This is a genomic window from Robiginitalea aurantiaca (assembly GCF_030380815.1).
In the GTDB taxonomy this organism is placed as follows: domain Bacteria; phylum Bacteroidota; class Bacteroidia; order Flavobacteriales; family Flavobacteriaceae; genus Robiginitalea; species Robiginitalea aurantiaca.
In genome coordinates, this window is record NZ_JAUDUY010000005.1 from 16400 (window position 1) to 36583 (window position 20184).

Genomic DNA, 20184 nt, shown 5'->3' on the forward strand with positions numbered 1-20184 from the left:
TCGGGATTGCTCCATGCGCTCATAGATACATGTATGCCCAATAGATTAGCAATCCCTGAAAGGGGATTCGCAAAAGAAGAATCCACGATGGTATTCCCATACGCGCATTCTCATTGCTTATCATATGGGTGTGCACGGGTAAAAAAAGAATAAGGAGCGCGATTATTCCGTAAAGTGCAACCGTTCTGGATTCGATAAAAAGCAGCGCGAGTCCCAGTACGATCTCCATAAAACCGCTAAGGTAGACCACCAATTTTTTTTGCGGAATCCATCCGGGCATGATCCGCTCATACATTGAGGGATACAAAAAATGAAGTATTCCTGCCAGAATGTACAGCCCTGCCATGAAAATTAGGTGCCACGGAGTTTCCATGATCTAAAATTAAGGAATCCTTTTAGCACAAATAGAAAAAACCGCTCCAATCAGAGCGGTTTTTATTTATGGTCCACTGATACTGGCGATTATTTCACCATATCGTAACTCCTATGAATAAAGGAGGTCAGCTCTTCACCTTTGAGCAATCCTTTTGACAATCGGGCGAGGTCCAGGCACTGATTAATCAGCCGGGTGCGCTTCTTGCTCGTTTTTGTATTGAGAATCTCTCCAACCAACGGGTGATTCGTATTGACCACCAGGTTGTACATGTCAGGCATATTCCCCATACCGAACATACCGCCTCCACCTGTTTGTTGCATCTCCTTCATCCGTCTCATAAATTCCGGCTCGGTTATCATAAAGGGAGAAGCGCTGCTTTCCATAGCTTCCATCTGTACCATATAACTGCTCTTTTCTCCCAAAACCCCTTCTACCTGACCTTTGAGTGTTTCAATTTCCTCCTCGGAAAGTTTTGAAATTTGAGTCTCTTCTTTTTGAATCAATTTGTCCAGATGGTCGGCATCTACGCGGGCAAAGGAAATTTTTTCCTTACTCGTCTCCAGCTTCTGCATTAAGTGGGCGACAATGGGACTGTCCATCATAAGTACTTCATAGCCGCGCCCTTTGGCTGCTTCTATATAGGAATGTTGACTTTCCTTATCTGAAGCGTAAAGCAGTACGAGTTTGTCATCTTTGTCCGTCTGCAGATCCTTAACTTTTTCCTGTAGCTCACTAAAGGTGTAATACGTTCCATCCACAGTTGGGTATAGCGCAAAACTATCAGCCTTTTCAAAAAACTTTTCCTCAGAAAGCATTCCGTACTCGATCACCACCTTGATGTCATCCCATTTTTTTTCGAAGTTTTCCCGATCCTCTTTGAAGAGTGAATTCAGTTTGTCGCCAACCTTGCGCGTAATGTATGAGGAGATCTTTTTTACAGCACCGTCGGCCTGCAAGTATGAACGGGAAACGTTCAATGGAATGTCCGGAGAATCAATCACTCCCCTGAGCATTGTAAGGAACTCAGGGACAATGCCCTCCACGTTATCGGTAATAAATACCTGATTCTGGTAAAGCTGAATCCGATCTTTTTGATTGGCCAGGTCCTGGTTCAATTTCGGGAAATACAGGATTCCAGTAAGATTAAAAGGGTAATCTACATTCAGATGTATATGAAACAAGGGTTCTTCGAATTGCATAGGGTACAATTCCCTGTAGAATGCCTTGTAATCATCATCAGTGAGATCTGACGGCTTTTTGGTCCATGCCGGAGTTGGGTTATTAATAATGTCATCCACCTCCTGGGTTGGAGCCGGATCCTCTTCTTTGGCATCCTCCGGCTTGGGAAGCGTTTCGGTCCGCGTTCCAAATTTTATGGGAACTGGCATGAATTTATTGTACTTCTGAAGGAGTTCCCGAATGCGTCCTTCTTCCAGGAATTCTTCGGAATCCTCTGCAATATGAAGTACAATTTCAGTGCCCCTTTCCGTCCGGTCACTCTTTTCAATGCTAAATTCCGGACTGCCGTCACAACTCCAGTGCACCGCATCAGCATCCGTGTGGCTTTTTGTGAAAATATCCACCCGGTCTGCTACCATAAAAGAAGAGTAAAATCCGAGGCCGAAGTGCCCGATAATACCTGCATCCTTACCTGCATCCTTGTATTTGTCAAGGAATTCTTCGGCTCCGGAAAAGGCCACTTCATTGATATATTTTTTCACCTCATCCTCGGACATTCCGATTCCCTGATCGATAACGTGCAACTTTTTGCCCTCCTTATCGATTTTTATTTCAATCATTGGATTGCCCAGCTCGACATTAGCCTCACCGATAGAAACTAAGTGCTTCAATTTAAGCGTCGCATCTGTGGCATTGGAAATAAGTTCCCTGAGAAAAATTTCATGATCACTATAGAGAAACTTTTTGATCAGTGGAAATATATTCTCAACGGATACATTGATTTTACCTGTTGTCATAATAAGAAGTTTTTACATCCTGCAGAGCAAAAAAAATACCAATAAGCGGTAAGGTGACAAACTGACATCTTAAAATAGTTGTTTTGGTCGATATCAAAATTTAACAAATATTTCTGTTTAGGAATAAATAAAAAGAGATGAACATTAATTATATTTGTATAACGATTCAAACAAGACTGCTATGAAAAAGCTTTTTTGATTTTGTAATCAGTTTGTTTATTAATTGGTTAGGTTGTTTGAAAGCGTGTCTTCACTTGGAGGCACGCTTTTTTTTATGTACAATTTCTCACTTTATTAACACCTATATCGTTTAAAGTAAAGTAAATTTGCTTAAACAATAAATGTCAATATGAGCGCTAAAAAGAAAACGGCTAAACCCGATAAAAAAACATTGCTCGCTGCCTACATGACGCAATCTCTGGAAAATGAACGTTTTCCTGTCTCCGTCTTTAAGTTCTGTAAAGAACAGGAGATCGAAGAATCTGATTTCTATTCCCTCTTTGGGTCTATGGAGTCCCTTCAAAAAGAAATTTGGGTCTTCTTTTATGAAGAAACCATAACACTCCTGGAAAAGGACAAGGCGTATACCGGATATGGTAACAGGGAGCGCATGTTGAGTTTTTATTTCACGTTTTTTGAATTGCTGGGCCTCAATAGGAGTTACATCCTCTTCGCACTGCGTCAGTCTGGAGAACCTATGCAGAAGCTCAATCAATTGAAAGGACTTCGCAGTCATACCAGGGCATTTGCCAGGGATTTAATCGAGGAGGCCAATGCGGAAAAAAGCACAAAATTAACCCAGCATAACCCTGAGGTTTTTGCTGAAGGGGCATGGCTGCAACTCATGTTTTTACTGCGTTTTTGGATAAATGATGATTCTCCCGGATTTGAAAAAACAGATGTAGCCATAGAAAAATCTGTCAATACGATTTTCGACATTTTCGACAACACACCTCTTGAGCGGGTACTGGATTTCGGAAAGTTTTTATTCAAAGAACGGTTCGCCTGAACCTGGCAAACATAAGCTATGAAGACCCTCGACAGAATTCCGACTTCCAAAATAGAACGTGCTGGTAAGCTCGTTCAGACCGGGGTTAAGGTCGGCGGCAATTACATGAAATACTACGGGAAGAAATTACTGAACCCGGATTTGGAGCGCGAATCCCTGGATGAGGAAAATGCCAGGGATGTCTACGATGGGTTAAAGAACCTTAAGGGAAGTGCCCTAAAGGTCGCCCAAATGCTGAGTATGGAAAAAAATATGCTTCCCCGGGCATATGTCGAGCGCTTTTCTCTGGCCCAATTCTCTGTACCCCCGCTTTCCGGACCCCTGGTGCGGAAGACATTCCGGAATTATCTGGGCTATTATCCCGACGAAATATTTGATCATTTTGAGGCTGAATCGGTGAATGCCGCCAGTATTGGACAGGTTCACAGGGCGCGGAAGGATGGAAAAGAACTGGCTGTTAAAATCCAGTATCCCGGTGTTTCCGAAAGCATCAGCAGTGATTTGGCACTGGTAAGGCCGGTAGCGTTGCGCATGTTCAACCTGAAGGGAAAGGATACGGATAAGTATTTCAAGGAGGTGGAGGACAAATTGACAGAAGAGACAAATTACCTGCTCGAATTGAAGCAGAGCCAGGTCATAACCGAAGCCTGCGCCCCTTTAGAAGGCATCCGCTTCCCAAAGTACTATCCGGACCTCTCCTGCGAGCGTATTTTGACCATGGACTGGATGGAAGGGGAGCACCTGGGTGAATTCACTCAGAAGGATTATGATCCCGAGACCGGAAACCGCCTTGGCCAGGTGCTTTGGGATTTCTATATGTTTCAGATGCACCATCTCAGACAAGTGCACGCAGATCCGCATCCGGGAAACTTCCTGGTCGGTAAGGATGGCAGTTTGATCGCAATAGATTTCGGGTGCATCAAAGCGATTCCTGAATCTTTTTATACTCCGTATTTTGAGCTCGCAAGACAGGCCACCTTTAGCGATGATGCCCTGTTTACCCGGAAATTATATGAACTGGACATTCTAACGCCCACGGACAGCGCTGATGAAACTGTGTTCTTTAAAGCGCTCTTCAGGGAAATGCTCGAACTTTTTACCCGGCCTTTTAACCAGGATTCCTTTGACTTTTCATCCCCACAATTCTGGGAGCAAATAGGCGCTTTAAGCCAACAATTCAGCGCTGATCCAAAAATCCGCAAGATGAATGCCAATAGGGGGTCACGTCATTTTCTGTATATCAACAGGACATTCTTCGGGCTCTACAACCTGCTTCACGATCTCAAGGCAGAGGTTAGGGTACATGACTATGAGCGGTACCTCGGGAATTGATCCGGCTTTTTTAGCGACTTCCTGACTCGGATGTGTCTTCGGCTTTGAGATATTTCTCAAACCACTGGTCCTGTTCCCAAAGCATATGCATAATGCTTTCCTGGGCCCTGTAGCCGTGACTTTCCTTTGGCAGCATGACCAGCCTCACTTTAGCACCAAGTCCTTTAAGCGCGTTAAAATAGCGTTCACTTTGCATGGGATACGTCCCTGAATTGTTGTCCGCTTCCCCGTGTATCAGCAGGAGGGGGGTCTTCATTTTTTCAGCATGCATGAACGGAGACATCGCATAGTACACCTCCGGGGCTTCCCAGTAGTTCCGCTGTTCACTCTGGAAGCCGAAAGGGGTGAGCGTGCGGTTGTAGGCCCCGCTCCGGGCAACTCCCGCTGCAAACAGGTCTGAATGGGAGAGGAGGTTGGCAACCATAAAGGCCCCATAACTATGTCCACCGACCCCTACGCGGTTTCGATCGATATATCCCATCCGATCCACAGCATCAATAGCGGCTTTCGCATTGGCCACTAACTGGGTCCGAAAGCTGTCGTTGGGTTCTGCCTCACCTTCTCCGATGATCGGGAATGCGGCATCATCTAAAACCACGTATCCCCGGGCAACCCAATAGATAGGGGATCCCCAATAGGGGTAGGTAAATTCGTTGGGATTCTGGGTATTCTGAGCGGCACTGTTTTTATCCTTGAATTCCCTGGGATACGCCCAGAGGATCATGGGCTTTTTCTCAAGGGCGGCCCTGTCATATCCCACAGGCAGATAGAGCGTTCCATTGAGTTCCAGTCCGTCTTCTCGGCTATAGGTAATGACCTCTTTATGTACTTCCTGAATGCTCTTAAACGGATTGTCAAAAAAGGTCAGTTGGGCAGGAGCTTTCCGTTTGATCAGGCTCTTATAGTAGTAATTTGGATATTCTGAAGGCGATTCAACCTGAACCAGAAGTTCATCCCGCTCCGGGTTATAGTCCAGCAAGGTTTCCATTTTCCCTGGAATACGCGACTGGTACAATCGGGTTTTTTCTCGGGTTTTTAAATTAACCTGATCGACAAAAGGGAATTGTCCTTCCTCTGTATATCCGTCCCCGAGCAAATAGGCGTATCCTTTTTTATCAAAGGCGAGGACATCTTCTTTGAATGAATTTCGCATCGTGGCAAAATTTCCCGGGTCGCTGTACCTGTCCTGATAGCTCCTGTCCGATAGAACTACGGGTTCAGTGCCGGGCTTGGAAGGGTTGAAAAGGTAACTTTTGGTATTACGGGTATCCCACCACCAATCCGTTGCTATGGCTACATCATCGGAGCCCCATAGAATATTGTTGTAGCGGTTTATCGTTTTAAGAACGGGAGTGCCCGCTCCATCAAAAGGGGCATCGAGAAGAAAAACCTGATCCCTGTAAGGTACCTCATTTGCAGGATCCCCTCCGTCCAGCGCTTCTGCGTAAACCAGGGTTGCCGCCTTATCCCGGCGCCAACTGATATCGCGCATTCCCGTTCGCTCCGCCATAAATCCTTTCGGGAGGTCTTCGATCAGGGGAACCTCCAGGAGGGTGCGGACCAGGGCTCCATTTTTGGAATGTATTTGCGTCTTTGAGGGGAACCGATAATAGGGAACCAGGTAGGAAAAGGGTTTTTCCGCAGTTACAACCATAACGTAATTTCCATCCGGGGAGAAACTAATATTGCGATAGAGTGCAGGGCCCATCCATGGAGTAATTTCACCCTGGATTCCTACTTTTTTAAGAGCCGACCGGGCTAATTGTTCAAAATTGAAGGCGTCGTCCGTGTTTTTGATCAGATCCTGATAGGTGCGGTTTTGGGCCTTTTTCCCATCGTTTGTCGCTATGGTAGGCCCTGTAGGCGTGATATCCAGGCGGTCGATAAGGTCTTTGCGGTCTTCGGGAAGCGTTTTGACAAGTACAGCCTGGCTGTCTTTAAACCAATTGATCACATCTCCCATATTGCCATTGAGTACCGGCCCGGTTAGTCTGTGGGCTGAGGCTTCTGACAAGTCGACGATCCAGAGTTCCACCCCTGTCATGGTGGTATGTGTCATCGCCAGGTATTCCTGGTCAGGAGAGAGGGAAAAGTTTGCAAATCTGGGGTTTTCAGGAAGTCCGGAAACCTGTCGTGATTCACGTTCCTCGGGAGTTTTAATATGGAGATTGTTGTAGTAATTCGTTCGACTGCCAATGTTGGTCACCGGGTTAATCCGCAGGCCAGCCAGGCGCATTTCTTTTTCCGATAATTCGCTGATGGTCTTATACGGACTTCTGTACATGAGCATCATGTACTGACCGCTGTCCGTAATCAGGACGCGGGGAGCGAGAGGCGCCTCTGCCAGTTTAAGAATTTCTTCAGGAGGTGTCTGATAGGTGAGTTGTTCCTGTGCCTGTCCCGTCAGCATCAGGGCCAAAAGGCACCAAATGGGCCATTTTTTCATCTGTACTTTATTCATGGATTGGTGTAGTGAGATTAATTGTTTCAAGATACCTAAATTTTTCAAATCACAGGAAATAGGAATCCTTTGGCCCGCCAAAGTTTTTCGGGAGTTTTTAGGCCAACTTCTCAATTATGGGTACATTTATTTTTCATTCGGAAGCCTCCAAATTATTTGGTTTTCGACTGCGAACTCAAACGACATATCATGTATAATTCAAAGATCTCAGGCCTGGGCTTTTATGTGCCTGAACGAGTGGTTACTAACGACGATCTATCGAAGGTCATGGAGACCAGCGATGCGTGGATTCAGGAGCGGACGGGTATAAAGGAAAGGCGGCATGTGGAAGGGACCGAGGATACCACCACATCCATGGGGGTAAAAGCAGCCAGGATTGCCATAGAACGGGCGGGTATTGAAAAAGACAAAATCGACTTTATCGTATTTGCAACGCTGAGCCCTGATTATTACTTCCCAGGGCCGGGGGTCCTGGTGCAACGGGATCTTGGCCTTCCGACCGTAGGAGCTATAGATGTTCGAAACCAGTGTTCAGGTTTTGTATACGCTATTTCTTTGGCCGATCAGTACATCAAAACCGGTATGTATGAAAACATCCTTGTCATCGGATCGGAACTACACTCCCGGGGCCTCGATATGACCACCCGGGGCAGAGGGGTTTCTGTGATTTTCGGCGATGGGGCAGGGGCCGCAATCCTGAGCCGTGAAGAAAACCCTCAAAAAGGCATCCTCTCCTCTCACCTGCACAGCGAAGGACAGCATGCCGAAGAGCTCTCTTTAATCGCACCCGGAATGGGCAAGAGATGGGTGCTCGATATTTTAAAGGACAACGACCCGGACGACACTTCTTTTTACCCCTATATGAATGGCCAATTTGTGTTTAAAAATGCCGTGGTACGTTTTAGTGAGGTAATAAAAGAAGGCCTTGCCAAGAATCAACTGCAACCTTCAGATATCGATATGCTCATTCCCCATCAGGCCAATTTGCGTATTTCACAGTTCATTCAGAAAAAATTTGGTTTGTCTGATGATCAGGTGTATAACAACATCATGCGATATGGAAATACAACTGCGGCAAGTATTCCTATCGCCCTTACAGAAGCATGGGAGGAAGGTAAGATCAAAGAGGGTGATCTCGTTGTCCTGGCGGCTTTTGGCAGCGGTTTTACATGGGGAAGTGTTATCATTCGCTGGTAGTCCCCGGGAACTTCAGGTAAATCGAATACAATGTCTATTATAAACAGGGAACCCCGACCGATAAAGTCAGGGTTCTCATAAGGCGGCCAAAAGGAGGTGCAACCAACCAATGCATACCCAGGCCGCAATTTTTTAACTCTGGGATTAAACGGAATCAGGACCAAAATCCAATTTTCGCTTTATCCTAATCAGAGTCGTGTTAACAAAAAACCCCGCCAATCCCCAATTTTGGAATGGGACGGGGTTTCGATCACTGACTGGCCCTACAAAACACTAACCATTAACTAAAGAACAAAGCCGGGTCAGAGACTTCTTGTGTGCCTTATATTAAAGACGAAGGGAATCGAAGTTCGTTACACCGGTTAACAGTATTTAACAGCCTATGAGAAATACCCTGGTTTTTGGGGCATCTTCCAAACCGAGCAGATATAGCTATATCGCCATTGAACGACTCGTTGATGCAGAACTGCCAACTTTGGCTTTTGGATTGCGGGCGGGAAGCGTCAAGGGCGTACAAATACAGACTTCCCTGGAAGGTATTGAGGAGGTGCATACCCTTACTCTTTATATGCGTCCATCCAGACAGGTTCCTTTTTACGATGCGATCATTGCCATGCGTCCGGAACGGGTCATTTTTAACCCGGGAACAGAGAATCCCGAGTTTTATGGGTTGCTCCGTAATGAGGGAATCGAAGTAGTGGTAGCCTGTACGCTGGTCATGCTTTCCATGCGGACCTATTTCCCGGACACGGTCTGAGTTTTGGGAATCCGAATAAGCCAGAGACCTATAAAGGTAAGTAGCCCGTTCAGGGGAAGGAGTTCATACCCTATCTGATATCCGCCAAGCCAATCCTGTGGCAGGTTGGCAATGCCCACTACACTAAAGATGACAAGCAGAGCGACGATCCACACCAAGTTGTCCCTGAGTTTGTAGGATGTAAGTATTCCAAAAGAGAATAAGCCGAGTAATGGGCCGTAGGTATACGTGGCCACGGTCAGCAGTCCGTCGATGACATTGCGATCCAATACGTATTTAAAAAGGATTACGACCGCTATTAGGAGCAAACTCATCCCGATATGGGTCCGTTTTCTCAGGGTCTTTTTACGGGGTTCCGGTAGGTGTTCCATGCCCAAAAAGTCGATGCAAAATGAAGTGGTCAGAGAGGTAAGAGCGCTATCTGCACTGCTGTAGGCTGCCGCGATCAGCCCGAGTAAAAAAGTTATGGCCACTCCCAGACCCAAACCACTATTGAGAGCGATTTCGGGAAAAAGCAGGTCTGTTCTGGGTTTGCCATCCATTATAGGCATTCCGATATTGATAGCATCGGCGTATATAAAGAGCAGGGCACCCAAGAGGAGGAATAGAAAATTCACAATCACCAAAACCAGGCTAAAGGAAATCATGTTTTTACGCGCATCTTTAAGGCTCTTGCAGGTGAGGTTTTTCTGCATCATGTCCTGATCGAGTCCGGTCATGCAAATAGTGATAAACATCCCTCCGAGAAATGATTTGACCAGATGATTTCGCGCATTCCAATCTGAGGTAAACCAAATTTTATTATAGTCCCTGAGTTCTTCTGAATTTAGAAAATCAATGAGATTCCACCCGAGTTTCTGATTGATAAAATAGATGGAAAGGCCTACAGAACAAAGCATGAAGAGGGTCTGCAGGGTATCGGTCCAGACAATGGTTTTTATGCCACCCCGGAAAGTGTACACCCAGATGAGCACTATGGAAAGTACGACAGTAAGTTCGAAGGGTACCCCCCAGGCATCAAACACAAATTGTTGCAGGACGATAGCGACTAAAAAAAGCCTGAAAGAGGCTCCGAGAACCCTGGAGATAAAAAAGGACAGGGCACCCAGCTTATAACTATGCCAGCCGAATCGTTCCTCCAGGTATTCATAGATGGAGGTAACGTTCATCCGATAATAAATGGGCAGCAAAACAAAAGCGATCACAAAGTATCCGGCCAGGTAACCAAATACGACCTGCATATATGAAAAAGAAGTCGCTTCTACACTTCCGGGTACAGATATGAAGGTTACACCGGAGAGTGAGGCACCAATCATCCCGAAGGCGACCAAAAACCAGGGAGCCGATTTACCGGCCCGAAAAAAGTCCTCGTTAGAGTCGTTCCGTCCCGTAAAATATGAAATGAGAAGGAGCAGGAGAAAGTAAATACCGATCAGGAGTAGGATATGTATCGGAGTCATAGGGGTTGCAATGCAATCAATACCCTTGTGGTTTAAAGCCGGCAGGCCGTGCGTAAAAAGGGGTATTTTATTTTGAGGCCAAAGTACAAAACTTAAAATAGATACGTAGTTTTGTAGCTGTGGAAATGTCGTCCAAACTGTTGGAGAAAGCTGTCTCGGAAATGGCCCACCTACCCGGTATCGGGAGGCGTACGGCCCTGAGACTTGTCTTGCACCTGTTGCGTCAACCCCAGGGTCAAACGGAATCCCTGGCCGATGCCCTTCTGGAATTCAGAACCCAGATCCGCCAGTGTAAGGAATGTCACAACATTTCGGATGCAGCGTGTTGTGAAATATGCAGCAGCCCAAAGCGCGACAGGTCCATGGTTTGTGTGGTAGAGGATATCCGGGATGTGATGGCTATCGAGAACACGGGTCATTACAGAGGTCTGTACCATGTACTTGGCGGAAAGATATCCCCTATGGAAGGTATGGGTCCCCATGACCTCACCATAGGATCGCTCGTCAGCAAGGTAAAGGAAGGAGAAATCAGGGAATTGATATTTGCCCTGAGTGCGACCATGGAAGGGGACACTACAAACTTCTATATTTACCGACAATTGGAGGGCCTTCCCGTAAAGCTTTCCACAATAGCCAGAGGAATACCCGTGGGAGATGAGTTGGAGTACGCCGATGAGGTTACCCTGGGCAGGTCAATCGTCCAGAGAATACCATTTGAAGGCTCTTTGAAAGGGTAATACCTCGAAAATTTATCAATAAATTGAGGGTGATTTTATTATTTTTGCAAAAAATATCGTTAATAAAGGAATCTGAGTACGAATATGTCAAAATTTGAACTGAAATTACCGCAAATGGGGGAGAGTGTAGCTGAAGCCACACTGACCTCCTGGTTGAAGGAAGTGGGAGATTCCATTGAAGCAGATGAAGCCGTATTTGAAATTGCAACAGATAAGGTGGATTCCGAAGTACCCAGTGAAGTGGATGGTGTGCTCCTGGAGAAGTGCTTTGAGGTTGACGATGTTATTAAAGTGGGACAGGTTGTAGCCGTTATTGAGGTCGCCGGAGACAGCGACGGTACAGCTGACAGTAAGGCCGTCCAGACTACTGAAAAGGCCGCTGAAACTCCTCAGGCAGTTCCCGAAGTCATTCAGACCGTTGTAGCTGCAAAGGAAATAACAACCCCTGCTCAAACTCCTGCCAAATCTACGGGCACAGAACGTTTTTATTCGCCCCTTGTTCGGAATATGGCCAGAGAAGAGGGTATTGGTCAGGAAGAACTGGACGCGATTCCGGGATCCGGAGCCGCTGGTCGGCTGACCAAGGATGATATGCTCGCATACATTGGGAATCGTAAACAGGCTCCTGCATCTGGCGGAAAAATCCCCGAGACCAAAACAGCTTCAGAACCTGTTCACAAGCCCGAATCCCCTGCACAGAAAACCCCGGTTCCCACCGGAAAGGGTGATGAAAAAATCCCGATGACGCGTATGGGCAAGCTCATCGCCAAACACATGACAGACAGTGTGGCCACCTCGGCCCACGTCCAGAGTTTTGTGGAGGTTGATGTAACCAATGTCGTCGAGTGGCGTAATAAAGTAAAGGATGCATTCCAGAAACGGGAAGGTGAAAAACTCACGTTTACCCCTATATTTATGGAAGCTGTGGCCATAGCGCTCAAAAAGTACCCGATGATGAATATCGCCGTGGATGGTGATGCGATTATCAAAAGACGAAACATTAACCTGGGTATGGCAGCAGCCCTGGGCGATGGCAACCTTATTGTCCCGGTGATCAAAAATGCCGATCAGCTGAATCTCGTCGGAATGGCAAAAGCCGTTAATGATTTGGCCAGTCGCGCACGAAATAATGCTCTTAAACCTGATGAAATTCAGGACGGTACTTATACGGTAACCAATGTAGGCACCTTTGGCAGTGTTTTTGGCACCCCTATTATCAACCAGCCACAGGTAGGAATACTCGCCCTTGGGGCCATTCGGAAGATTCCATCCGTCATTGAAACGCCATCCGGGGATTTTATCGGCATTCGCTCAAAAATGTTCCTGTCACACAGCTATGACCATCGGGTAGTAAACGGTGCGCTGGGTGGAATGTTTGTCAAGTCCGTTGCCGATTACCTCGAGGCATGGGACGTGAATCGGGAAATCTAAATCAGACTTTAAACAGTAACGGGTATGAAATTGAATTTAAGCAGACCGATCTGTTTTTTTGATTTGGAGACCACCGGAACGAATGTGGCTACGGATCGCATCGTAGAGATGGCCATTTTGAAGGCGTATCCAAACGGGAATACGGAGAGTAAGCGATGGTTGATCAATCCGGAGATGCCTATTCCCCCAGAAGTTACCGCCATCCATGGAATTACAGATGAGCAGGTGGCGCAGGAACCTACTTTTAAAGAGCGATCCCGGGAAATACAACAAATGATACAGGGCTGCGACCTCGCAGGGTTTAACTCAAACCGTTTTGATATACCACTTCTGGCGGAAGAACTTTTAAGGGCTGGTTTGGATTTCGACATGAAAAATACGGTTGCTGTAGATGTGCAGACCATTTTTCACAAAAAGGAAAAGCGGACCTTGGAGGCAGCCTATCAGTTTTATTGCGATAAAACCCTCACCGATGCCCACAGTGCTGAAGCAGATACACAAGCCACCTATGAGGTGCTTCTGGCGCAACTTGAGCGGTATCCGGATCTTGAGAACGATGTGAAATCCCTGGCGGCCTTCTCGACGCATTCTGAGTTTGTAGATTTTGCCGGGTTTATTCGAAAGGATAAATCGGGAGACCCGGTTTTTGGTTTTGGAAAACACAAGGGACGCAAAGTAACCGAGGTGCTCGAGGCAGAACCCGGGTATTTTGGCTGGCTGCTGAATGCCGATTTCCCAAGGTACACCAAAAAGGTTCTTACCCAGATCCGACTGGCCGCTATGAACACAAAATTATAGCCACCCGGGCTCTCCGGGATTTCAAATATTTTCGAATGAAACTCATTTGTGCCGGGCGCAACTACGCCGAACATATCGAAGAATTAGAGAATAGTCGACCGGAATCCCCTGTCCTGTTTATAAAACCAGACTCTGCAATTCTTCCTCGAGAACAGGACTTTTTTATCCCGGAATTTTCAAATTCCATTCATTATGAAGTCGAACTTCTGGTAAAAATCAAAAAAGTTGGAAAACATATCAGCGAGGCTTTCGCGTCCAGATACTACGATGAGATTTCCCTGGGGATTGACTTCACGGCCCGGGACCTGCAGAATGAATTAAAGTCGAAAGGTCTGCCCTGGGAAAAAGCGAAAGGCTTTGACGGGGCAGCTGTTATTGGCAACTGGGTACCGAAAGACAGGTTCGGCGACCTCAAGGAACTGAATTTCACACTGGAGAAGAACGGGAGTGTTGTTCAGCAAGGCAATACGGCACATATGCTTTGGAGCGTTGACCAGTTAATCGCTTATGCCTCAACCTTTTTTACCCTAAAAAAGGGAGATATCCTGTTTACGGGAACACCTGCCGGGGTTGGACAGGTGGCACCAAATGATTATCTTACAGGTAAGTTGGAAGGGGAAATGTTGTTTTCTTTAAACGTGCGTTGATATGATTTACGGATTGAACAAGATTAATGAAATGGCTGAGGGGGATTCGGATTTCATCAATTCGGTGATTGGTGTTTTTCTCGAAGAAGTCCCGGATGATTTGAAAACACTGGAGGCAGCTGTAAACTCCGGGGATTTCCAGCAGATTTACCAGCTCTCCCACAAGCTTAAGCCGAACGTGGACTTACTGGAAATGGAGTCGACCCGTGCCCTTGCGCTCGAGATGGAGACCATGGGTAAAAACCAGGAGGACCTCGAAGGCATCAGAGCCCGTTTTACACGTCTAAAACAGGATGTCGATCAGGCTGTTGTCGAATTAAAGCGGGACTTCGACCAGTAATGCGGGCAGAAATCGTCACCATTGGCGATGAGATTCTCATCGGTCAGATCGTAGATACAAATTCTGCATTTCTCGCTTCCGAGCTCCGGAAAACAGGTATAGCCGTACATCAGATTTCATCGGTACAGGACGAGAGAGCTCATATCCTCACAGCCTTAAAAGAAGCCGAATCCAGGGCCGACCTCATTATCATCACCGGGGGCCTGGGTCCCACAAGGGACGATATCACCAAACGCGTACTCTGTGAATACTTTGATGACAAGCTCATCGAGGATCCCGATGTACTGGGGCATATCGAACACCTTTTCAGTACCTATATAACCACTCCAATTTCCGATCTGAACCGAAGGCAGGCACTTGTGCCTTCAAAGGCTGAGGTCCTGAAGAATGCGTATGGTACGGCTCCGGGGATGTGGATGGAAGGGTCCAATGCGATTTTTGTTTCCCTGCCCGGTGTACCCTTCGAAATGAAGCACCTTTTTATGGATCAGGTCAGGCCGCGCATTCTATCCTCTTTTACCCTACCGGTTTTACTCCAGCGTACCTTGATCACCTATGGTTTAGGAGAGAGTGCGATAGCTGAACGCATTGAGGATTGGGAGGACGATTTGCCCGGTCACATGAAATTGGCATACCTGCCGAACCTGGGGCGGGTGAGGTTAAGACTATCAATTTCGGGCACGGATTTGGAGGCTTTGGAAAAAGAACTCAATTCCCGCACAGCGAGTTTAAAATCGAGAATTTCGGATATCCTCTTTGGTGAGGAAGACGGAGAGGCCCTCGAGGAGACCTTAAAAAAATCCTTTACCAGTCGAAAGATGACCCTTGCAACGGCTGAGAGTTTTACAGGAGGCCGGATCGCTTCTCAAATTACTTCAGTTCCGGGAGCCTCGGCCTATTTCAAAGGGAGTATAGTCAGCTATGCCACGGCGGTCAAAACAGATGTCCTGCGTATACCGGAAGAACTGGTCAGGCAACATTCCGTGGTGAGTGAACAGGTTGCAAAAGCCATGGCAGAACAGGTTCGCACGCTTATGAATACAGATTTTGCCATAGCCACTACGGGAAATGCGGGCCCGGATAAAGGGGATTCTGATTCTCCGATTGGACGTGTTTTTATAGGAATTTCAGGCCCTGATGGAGCCTTTGCGTCTGAATTTACCATGGGAAATCACCGGGATCGGATCGTCCAGAAATCGGTGCATAAGGCCATGGAATTGATGCAGCAGGAAATCCTAAAATTCTGAAAAAGAAGTTTGGGCGTACAATAAAAATGCCGTAAATTTGCACCCTGTTTTGAACTAAGTAATAAAAGCGCAATGTCAAAAGTCTGCGATATCACAGGGAAAAAGGCGATGTTTGGGAACAACGTTTCCTTCTCCATCAATAAAACGAGAAGACGGTTTGATGTAAACCTTTCTAAAAAGCGGTTTTACATCCCTGAAGAAGATCGATGGATTACCCTTCGGGTATCTACCCGTGCCCTCAAGGCGATAAATAAGAAAGGAATTTCAGCGGTTTTGAAGGAAGCGAAGCAAAAAGGAATGCTCATAAAGTAAACTGCTAAAGCGAAGCACCATGGCAAAAAAAGGCAACAGAGTACAGGTGATACTGGAGTGTACTGAGCATAAGGACTCCGGAATGGCGGGTACTTCCCGATATATCACGACAAAAAATAAAAAGAACTCCCCTGACCGGATGGAGATCAAAAAGTATAATCCCATCCTCAAAAGGATGACAGTGCATAAAGAGATAAAATAAAAGTATTATGGCAAAGAAAACGGTAGCATCCCTTCAGTCTTCCTCAAAGCGTTTGACCAAAGCCATCAAAATGGTTAAATCTAATAAATCAGGTGCCTACACTTTTGTGGAATCAGTTATGCCTCCTGAAATGGTAAACGAATGGCTTTCGAGTAAATAGCATTACCATTCATTAAAGCATTGAGCCGCCTTCTTCAAAAAGGCGGCTTTTTTATGCGCCTCAATCCCAGTTCCATCTGCGAATACCCTTATGTCCAAACCTATTAAAGTACTATCTTTGAAAGCATAGTGAGTGATCTATGAGTCTGTTTAAAAAATTGTTTTCGTCGGAGAAGAAGGAGAGCCTGGATAAAGGACTTGAAAAGTCCAAGACAAGTTTCTTCAACAAGCTCAGTAAAGCTGTAGTAGGCAAATCCCGGGTTGACGACGAAGTCCTGGATGAACTGGAAGAGGTTCTGGTAACTTCTGATGTGGGCGTTGAAACGACCTTAAAGGTGATCAGCAGAATCGAGGAACGCGTTTCCAGGGATAAGTATGTGGGCACGGAAGAATTAGATCGGATTCTCAGGGAAGAGATTGCGGGATTGCTCGCAGAGACCCATACGGGAAATGCTACCGAGTTCGAACTGCCAGATTCAAAGAAACCCTATGTGATCATGGTCGTTGGGGTCAATGGGGTTGGGAAAACCACCACTATCGGTAAAATGGCTTATCAGTTTGAAAAGCAGGGAAAGAAGGTTGTTCTTGGGGCAGCCGATACCTTTCGCGCCGCTGCAATTGACCAGTTACAGATTTGGGCTGACCGGGTAGGCGTTCCTTTGATAAAACAAAAAATGGGCAGCGATCCGGCCTCCGTTGCGTACGACAGCCTGAGCGCTGCAGTCGCCCAGGATGCTGATGTGGTCCTGATCGATACCGCGGGGAGATTACACAACAAAGTGAATCTGATGAATGAGCTCTCCAAAATAAAACGGGTAATGCAGAAAGTACTGCCCGATGCCCCTCATGAAGTGCTGCTGGTACTCGATGGGTCTACCGGACAAAATGCCTTTGAACAGGCCAGGCAATTTACAAAGGCTACTGAGGTGACTTCACTGGCGGTGACCAAACTCGATGGGACGGCCAAAGGCGGAGTGGTGATTGGTATTTCAGACCAGTTCAGAATACCGGTAAAGTATATCGGGGTGGGGGAAGGAATAGAAGACCTGCAGGTTTTCAATAAGTTTGAGTTTGTGGATTCCTTCTTCAGTGCGACTTCATGAGAATAATCCTTACCCTCGGGTTCTTATGGGCCGGCCTTCTGGTACATGCTCAACTCAGCCATCCGAAGGCCAGTCCATTTCAGGAAATTATACAGGAGGTAGGCCTCAGCCAGGTCCGCGTTCGGTATTCACGTCCGGCAGTAAAGGGCCGGGAAGTATTTGGCAACCTCGTACCCTACGGTCGAATCTGGAGGGTAGGCGCAAATGAATCTACCAAAATTTCACTTTCCCATAACATGACTTTGGGTGGGGAAGCGGTCCCAGCCGGGACTTATGCGCTCTATGCCTTTCCTGAAGCGTCCGTATGGAACATCGTAATCCATAAGGATACGACCCTATGGGGAGACGGGCGGGATGCCTATAAGCGCGAAAATGACCTGGTCCGGTTTGCCGTAGCCCCTGAGTCCTGGCCAGAGGTTCAGGAAAATTTTCTTATCACCTTTGATCAGATAACCCACAATGGGATGCAGATGCTCCTCATCTGGGACCGGACATGCGTCCGGATTCCCATCGCGGTCAATACCATTTCTCTGATGGATCAACGCATAGAAAAGGCTCTGGGAAATGAACCTACCCCCCAGACGTATTATGAAGTGGCGCGCTACCTGCAGGAGGAGGGAAGGGACTACCAGCGTGCGCTGGAGTATATTAACAAGTCCCTGGAAGGAGGGGACACCTACTATTTTTATCGTGTCAAATCCTTAATTTTAGAGGGCCTGGGTGCGTATTCTGAGGCTATAAGGGCTGCGAAACGATCGGAAGCCCTGGCCGCAGCTGAGGGTAAAGACGAGTTTGTACGAATGAACCAACAAAACATTAAAAAATGGACCGGCTATTTAAAAGAGTGAATTTACACATGACAGGGGCGCGTATCCTGCTTCTGGCGATAACGCTTTCCTTTTCTGCCTGCAATCAATTCTCAAAAAAGTCAGACTCCGGCACGGAAGAAGAAATCGTGACCGAAGAGGTTTCAACAGATACTCCTGCGGCTGAGGAGGATACAACACAGGACGCAGTACCCTCTGAGGGCATGCTGTGGACCCGATACGACGAATCCGGGGAGTTAGAGGCAAATGCGGAGCACCCTATTGCACGTATGCGTTATAAACTTATACAGTCCAAAGTGCTGGACAAAAATGAGGTGTTTATGCCCCTGTATCCCGAGGTGGGCAAAATGGCTCAAACCGAGTATGAACGCCTGAAGCCCCAGATCATGGGCCGTACAATTCCCGAGGTCCAATCCGCTGTAAAAAGTGGGGCATTTTCATATGAAGACCTTACGCGATTTTTCCTTTACCGAATCTATGCTTTCGAACTCGATAATCGCACAACATTAAATACGATAATTGCCCTGAATGCAGATGTGATTCGGGAGGCAAAGCGAAAGGATTCTGCCCTAAAGGCCTCCCCGGGGATGGAACGCCACCCGATATTCGGCATGCCTATCCTGCTAAAGGACAATATCAACACCGCCGGGATGCATACCACAGCAGGTGCTATAGCGCTTATGAACAACCAAACAGACGACGCTTATATCGTTGAACGTTTAAAGGAGCGGGGGGCTTTAATACTCGGTAAGGTCAACCTGAGTGAATGGGCATATTATATGTGTAGCGGCTGCCCTGTCGGCTATAGTGCAGTGGGCGGACAGACCCTGAACCCTTATGGGCGGAGGGCATTTGAAACCGGGGGTTCAAGTTCGGGAAGTGGGACCGCAATGGCAGCAGGCTATGCCATGGGTGCCGTAGGTACTGAAACTTCGGGCTCGATCCTCTCACCATCCAGTCAGAATTCCATAGTAGGTTTAAAACCGAAGGTAGGTATGCTGAGCCGCAATGGAATTGTCCCCATCTCAAGTACACTGGATACCCCTGGTCCGATGACGCGTTCAGTGACCGATGCGGCCATCCTTATGGATGCCATGCTCGGATACGATATCCTGGATCCCGTTGCCTTTAACGTGAATTGGGGAGCGGATTGGTATCTGAAACCCACACCAAACGCCATAGGTGGATTGCGACTGGGCGTATTTGAATCCTTAATGGAATCTGATCAACTTTACCGCAGTACCGTTGAAAACCTTAAAAAAGCCGGGGCCAAAATCATTCCATTTAAGGCTCCGGAAGTTGAACGGGAAGGATTTCTTACCCTGTTAAACCTGGATATGAGAAAGGATTTGCCCGAGTACCTCAATACCCAGATACGGGATACCACTGAGGTAACGGTACGTTCAGTGGCAGATGTCGTGGCCTTCAATAATGCAGATCCTGAATTGAGGATCCCCTATGGGCAGAAGTTACTTGAAGGGATCGTGGCGGATACAACTTCAGAAGAAGCATTTCTAAAAATCAGGAAGGCACTTTTGGACGGGGGCCGTCAGTTTTTTGACGAACCCTGGGAAGCCCATCAGTTAGACGGTATTCTTTCTGTAAATAACCTCCATGCAGGTTATGCTGCTACCGCAAGAAACCCTGCACTTACAATTCCAATGGGTTACAGGGAAAGCGGAGAACCCGCAGGACTTACCATCATCGTAAGGGGGTTTCAAGTACCCCTTGCTTTTCAGCTTGCCTATGCTATTGAAGCGATTCAGCCGGCACGCAAGGCGCCTGAAGGATATGAATAATCATTGATTCAGGG

At 47.0% G+C, this 20184-nt stretch carries 20 protein-coding genes; 16 read left to right on the forward strand and 4 right to left on the reverse strand.

Annotated features, from left to right (window positions below):
* Window positions 1–19: 19 nt before the first annotated feature.
* Both QU605_RS11015 and htpG read right to left on the reverse strand, forming a co-directional pair.
* On the reverse strand, window positions 20–373 hold the full coding sequence (locus tag QU605_RS11015) for a DoxX family protein (RefSeq protein WP_289725367.1): 354 nt from the start codon (window positions 371–373) through the stop codon (window positions 20–22).
* A gap of 89 nt (window positions 374–462) precedes the next feature.
* Window positions 463–2352: a molecular chaperone HtpG gene (gene htpG / locus QU605_RS11020; protein ID WP_289725368.1), complete on the reverse strand. Its 1890-nt coding sequence runs from the start codon at window positions 2350–2352 to the stop codon at window positions 463–465.
* A gap of 349 nt (window positions 2353–2701) precedes the next feature.
* Between htpG and QU605_RS11025 the strand changes: the two genes are divergently transcribed.
* Both QU605_RS11025 and QU605_RS11030 read left to right on the forward strand, forming a co-directional pair.
* Entirely contained in the window at window positions 2702–3361 is a 660-nt protein-coding gene (locus tag QU605_RS11025) for a TetR family transcriptional regulator C-terminal domain-containing protein (protein WP_289725369.1), read from the forward strand.
* A gap of 18 nt (window positions 3362–3379) precedes the next feature.
* Entirely contained in the window at window positions 3380–4693 is a 1314-nt protein-coding gene (locus tag QU605_RS11030; protein ID WP_289725370.1) for an ABC1 kinase family protein, read from the forward strand.
* Between the two features lie 10 nt (window positions 4694–4703).
* Here the strand turns inward: QU605_RS11030 and QU605_RS11035 are convergent, their stop codons facing one another.
* Complete coding sequence (locus QU605_RS11035) at window positions 4704–7139, reverse strand: alpha/beta hydrolase family protein (protein WP_289725371.1); 2436 nt, start codon at window positions 7137–7139, stop codon at window positions 4704–4706.
* 204 nt (window positions 7140–7343) lie between these two features.
* Here QU605_RS11035 and QU605_RS11040 point away from each other — a divergent pair, with 204 nt between their 5' ends.
* Entirely contained in the window at window positions 7344–8351 is a 1008-nt protein-coding gene (locus tag QU605_RS11040; RefSeq protein ID WP_289725372.1) for a 3-oxoacyl-ACP synthase III family protein, read from the forward strand.
* Window positions 8352–8733: 382 nt separating this feature from the next.
* Window positions 8734–9108 carry a CoA-binding protein gene (locus tag QU605_RS11045; protein ID WP_289725373.1) on the forward strand — a complete coding sequence of 125 codons (375 nt, stop codon included), beginning with the start codon at window positions 8734–8736 and terminating at the stop codon, window positions 9106–9108.
* On the opposite strand, the gene QU605_RS11050 is transcribed toward QU605_RS11045, so the two are convergent.
* Complete coding sequence (locus QU605_RS11050; protein WP_289725374.1) at window positions 9087–10568, reverse strand: sodium:solute symporter; 1482 nt, start codon at window positions 10566–10568, stop codon at window positions 9087–9089. The two genes, QU605_RS11045 and QU605_RS11050, sit on opposite strands and share 22 nt — an antisense overlap.
* A 119-nt stretch (window positions 10569–10687) precedes the next feature.
* Here QU605_RS11050 and recR point away from each other — a divergent pair, with 119 nt between their 5' ends.
* The 12 genes from recR (at window position 10688) to QU605_RS11110 (ending at window position 20170) form a co-directional block, all read left to right on the forward strand.
* Window positions 10688–11305, forward strand: a complete 618-nt coding sequence (gene recR, locus QU605_RS11055; RefSeq protein ID WP_289725375.1) for a recombination mediator RecR — start codon at window positions 10688–10690, stop codon at window positions 11303–11305.
* 84 nt (window positions 11306–11389) lie between these two features.
* The gene (locus QU605_RS11060) at window positions 11390–12736 is read left to right on the forward strand and encodes a dihydrolipoamide acetyltransferase family protein (RefSeq protein ID WP_289725376.1); all 1347 of its coding nucleotides are present in this window, start codon (window positions 11390–11392) and stop codon (window positions 12734–12736) included.
* A 24-nt stretch (window positions 12737–12760) separates the two neighbouring features.
* Window positions 12761–13534 carry a 3'-5' exonuclease gene (locus QU605_RS11065; RefSeq protein ID WP_289725377.1) on the forward strand — a complete coding sequence of 258 codons (774 nt, stop codon included), beginning with the start codon at window positions 12761–12763 and terminating at the stop codon, window positions 13532–13534.
* 35 nt (window positions 13535–13569) lie between these two features.
* The gene (locus tag QU605_RS11070; protein WP_289725378.1) at window positions 13570–14181 is read left to right on the forward strand and encodes a fumarylacetoacetate hydrolase family protein; all 612 of its coding nucleotides are present in this window, start codon (window positions 13570–13572) and stop codon (window positions 14179–14181) included.
* 1 nt (window position 14182) lies between these two features.
* Entirely contained in the window at window positions 14183–14521 is a 339-nt protein-coding gene (locus tag QU605_RS11075; protein ID WP_289725379.1) for an Hpt domain-containing protein, read from the forward strand.
* The gene (locus tag QU605_RS11080) at window positions 14521–15768 is read left to right on the forward strand and encodes a competence/damage-inducible protein A (protein WP_289725380.1); all 1248 of its coding nucleotides are present in this window, start codon (window positions 14521–14523) and stop codon (window positions 15766–15768) included. The genes QU605_RS11075 and QU605_RS11080 overlap by 1 nt, the downstream gene beginning before the upstream one ends.
* A 72-nt stretch (window positions 15769–15840) precedes the next feature.
* Window positions 15841–16080, forward strand: coding sequence for a 50S ribosomal protein L28 (gene rpmB, locus QU605_RS11085; protein WP_289725381.1), 240 nt, complete (start codon window positions 15841–15843; stop codon window positions 16078–16080).
* Between the two features lie 19 nt (window positions 16081–16099).
* Window positions 16100–16282: a 50S ribosomal protein L33 gene (gene rpmG, locus QU605_RS11090; protein ID WP_289725382.1), complete on the forward strand. Its 183-nt coding sequence runs from the start codon at window positions 16100–16102 to the stop codon at window positions 16280–16282.
* 7 nt (window positions 16283–16289) lie between these two features.
* The gene (locus QU605_RS11095; protein WP_289725383.1) at window positions 16290–16442 is read left to right on the forward strand and encodes a DUF4295 domain-containing protein; all 153 of its coding nucleotides are present in this window, start codon (window positions 16290–16292) and stop codon (window positions 16440–16442) included.
* 139 nt (window positions 16443–16581) lie between these two features.
* Window positions 16582–17544, forward strand: coding sequence for a signal recognition particle-docking protein FtsY (gene ftsY, locus QU605_RS11100; RefSeq protein ID WP_289725384.1), 963 nt, complete (start codon window positions 16582–16584; stop codon window positions 17542–17544).
* Window positions 17541–18392, forward strand: a complete 852-nt coding sequence (locus QU605_RS11105; protein ID WP_289725385.1) for a DUF2911 domain-containing protein — start codon at window positions 17541–17543, stop codon at window positions 18390–18392. The genes ftsY and QU605_RS11105 overlap by 4 nt, the downstream gene beginning before the upstream one ends.
* Window positions 18368–20170 carry an amidase family protein gene (locus tag QU605_RS11110; protein WP_289725386.1) on the forward strand — a complete coding sequence of 601 codons (1803 nt, stop codon included), beginning with the start codon at window positions 18368–18370 and terminating at the stop codon, window positions 20168–20170. Before QU605_RS11105 ends, QU605_RS11110 begins: the two co-directional genes overlap by 25 nt.
* Window positions 20171–20184 lie beyond the last annotated feature (14 nt).

What these genes read in the sequence shown, in the direction of transcription:
- QU605_RS11050 (WP_289725374.1), bottom strand. Translation starts at nt 10,568, where the DNA reads ATGACTCCGATACATATCCTACTCCTGATCGGTATTTACTTTCTCCTG.
- rpmG (WP_289725382.1), top strand. Translation starts at nt 16,100, where the DNA reads ATGGCAAAAAAAGGCAACAGAGTACAGGTGATACTGGAGTGTACTGAG.
- QU605_RS11040 (WP_289725372.1), top strand. Translation starts at nt 7,344, where the DNA reads ATGTATAATTCAAAGATCTCAGGCCTGGGCTTTTATGTGCCTGAACGA.
- QU605_RS11105 (WP_289725385.1), top strand. Translation starts at nt 17,541, where the DNA reads ATGAGAATAATCCTTACCCTCGGGTTCTTATGGGCCGGCCTTCTGGTA.
- htpG (WP_289725368.1), bottom strand. Translation starts at nt 2,352, where the DNA reads ATGACAACAGGTAAAATCAATGTATCCGTTGAGAATATATTTCCACTG.
- rpmB (WP_289725381.1), top strand. Translation starts at nt 15,841, where the DNA reads ATGTCAAAAGTCTGCGATATCACAGGGAAAAAGGCGATGTTTGGGAAC.
- QU605_RS11035 (WP_289725371.1), bottom strand. Translation starts at nt 7,139, where the DNA reads ATGAAAAAATGGCCCATTTGGTGCCTTTTGGCCCTGATGCTGACGGGA.
- QU605_RS11095 (WP_289725383.1), top strand. Translation starts at nt 16,290, where the DNA reads ATGGCAAAGAAAACGGTAGCATCCCTTCAGTCTTCCTCAAAGCGTTTG.
- QU605_RS11075 (WP_289725379.1), top strand. Translation starts at nt 14,183, where the DNA reads ATGATTTACGGATTGAACAAGATTAATGAAATGGCTGAGGGGGATTCG.
- QU605_RS11045 (WP_289725373.1), top strand. Translation starts at nt 8,734, where the DNA reads ATGAGAAATACCCTGGTTTTTGGGGCATCTTCCAAACCGAGCAGATAT.
- QU605_RS11030 (WP_289725370.1), top strand. Translation starts at nt 3,380, where the DNA reads ATGAAGACCCTCGACAGAATTCCGACTTCCAAAATAGAACGTGCTGGT.
- QU605_RS11015 (WP_289725367.1), bottom strand. Translation starts at nt 373, where the DNA reads ATGGAAACTCCGTGGCACCTAATTTTCATGGCAGGGCTGTACATTCTG.
- QU605_RS11110 (WP_289725386.1), top strand. Translation starts at nt 18,368, where the DNA reads ATGGACCGGCTATTTAAAAGAGTGAATTTACACATGACAGGGGCGCGT.
- QU605_RS11065 (WP_289725377.1), top strand. Translation starts at nt 12,761, where the DNA reads ATGAAATTGAATTTAAGCAGACCGATCTGTTTTTTTGATTTGGAGACC.
- QU605_RS11060 (WP_289725376.1), top strand. Translation starts at nt 11,390, where the DNA reads ATGTCAAAATTTGAACTGAAATTACCGCAAATGGGGGAGAGTGTAGCT.
- QU605_RS11025 (WP_289725369.1), top strand. Translation starts at nt 2,702, where the DNA reads ATGAGCGCTAAAAAGAAAACGGCTAAACCCGATAAAAAAACATTGCTC.
- ftsY (WP_289725384.1), top strand. Translation starts at nt 16,582, where the DNA reads ATGAGTCTGTTTAAAAAATTGTTTTCGTCGGAGAAGAAGGAGAGCCTG.
- QU605_RS11070 (WP_289725378.1), top strand. Translation starts at nt 13,570, where the DNA reads ATGAAACTCATTTGTGCCGGGCGCAACTACGCCGAACATATCGAAGAA.
- QU605_RS11080 (WP_289725380.1), top strand. Translation starts at nt 14,521, where the DNA reads ATGCGGGCAGAAATCGTCACCATTGGCGATGAGATTCTCATCGGTCAG.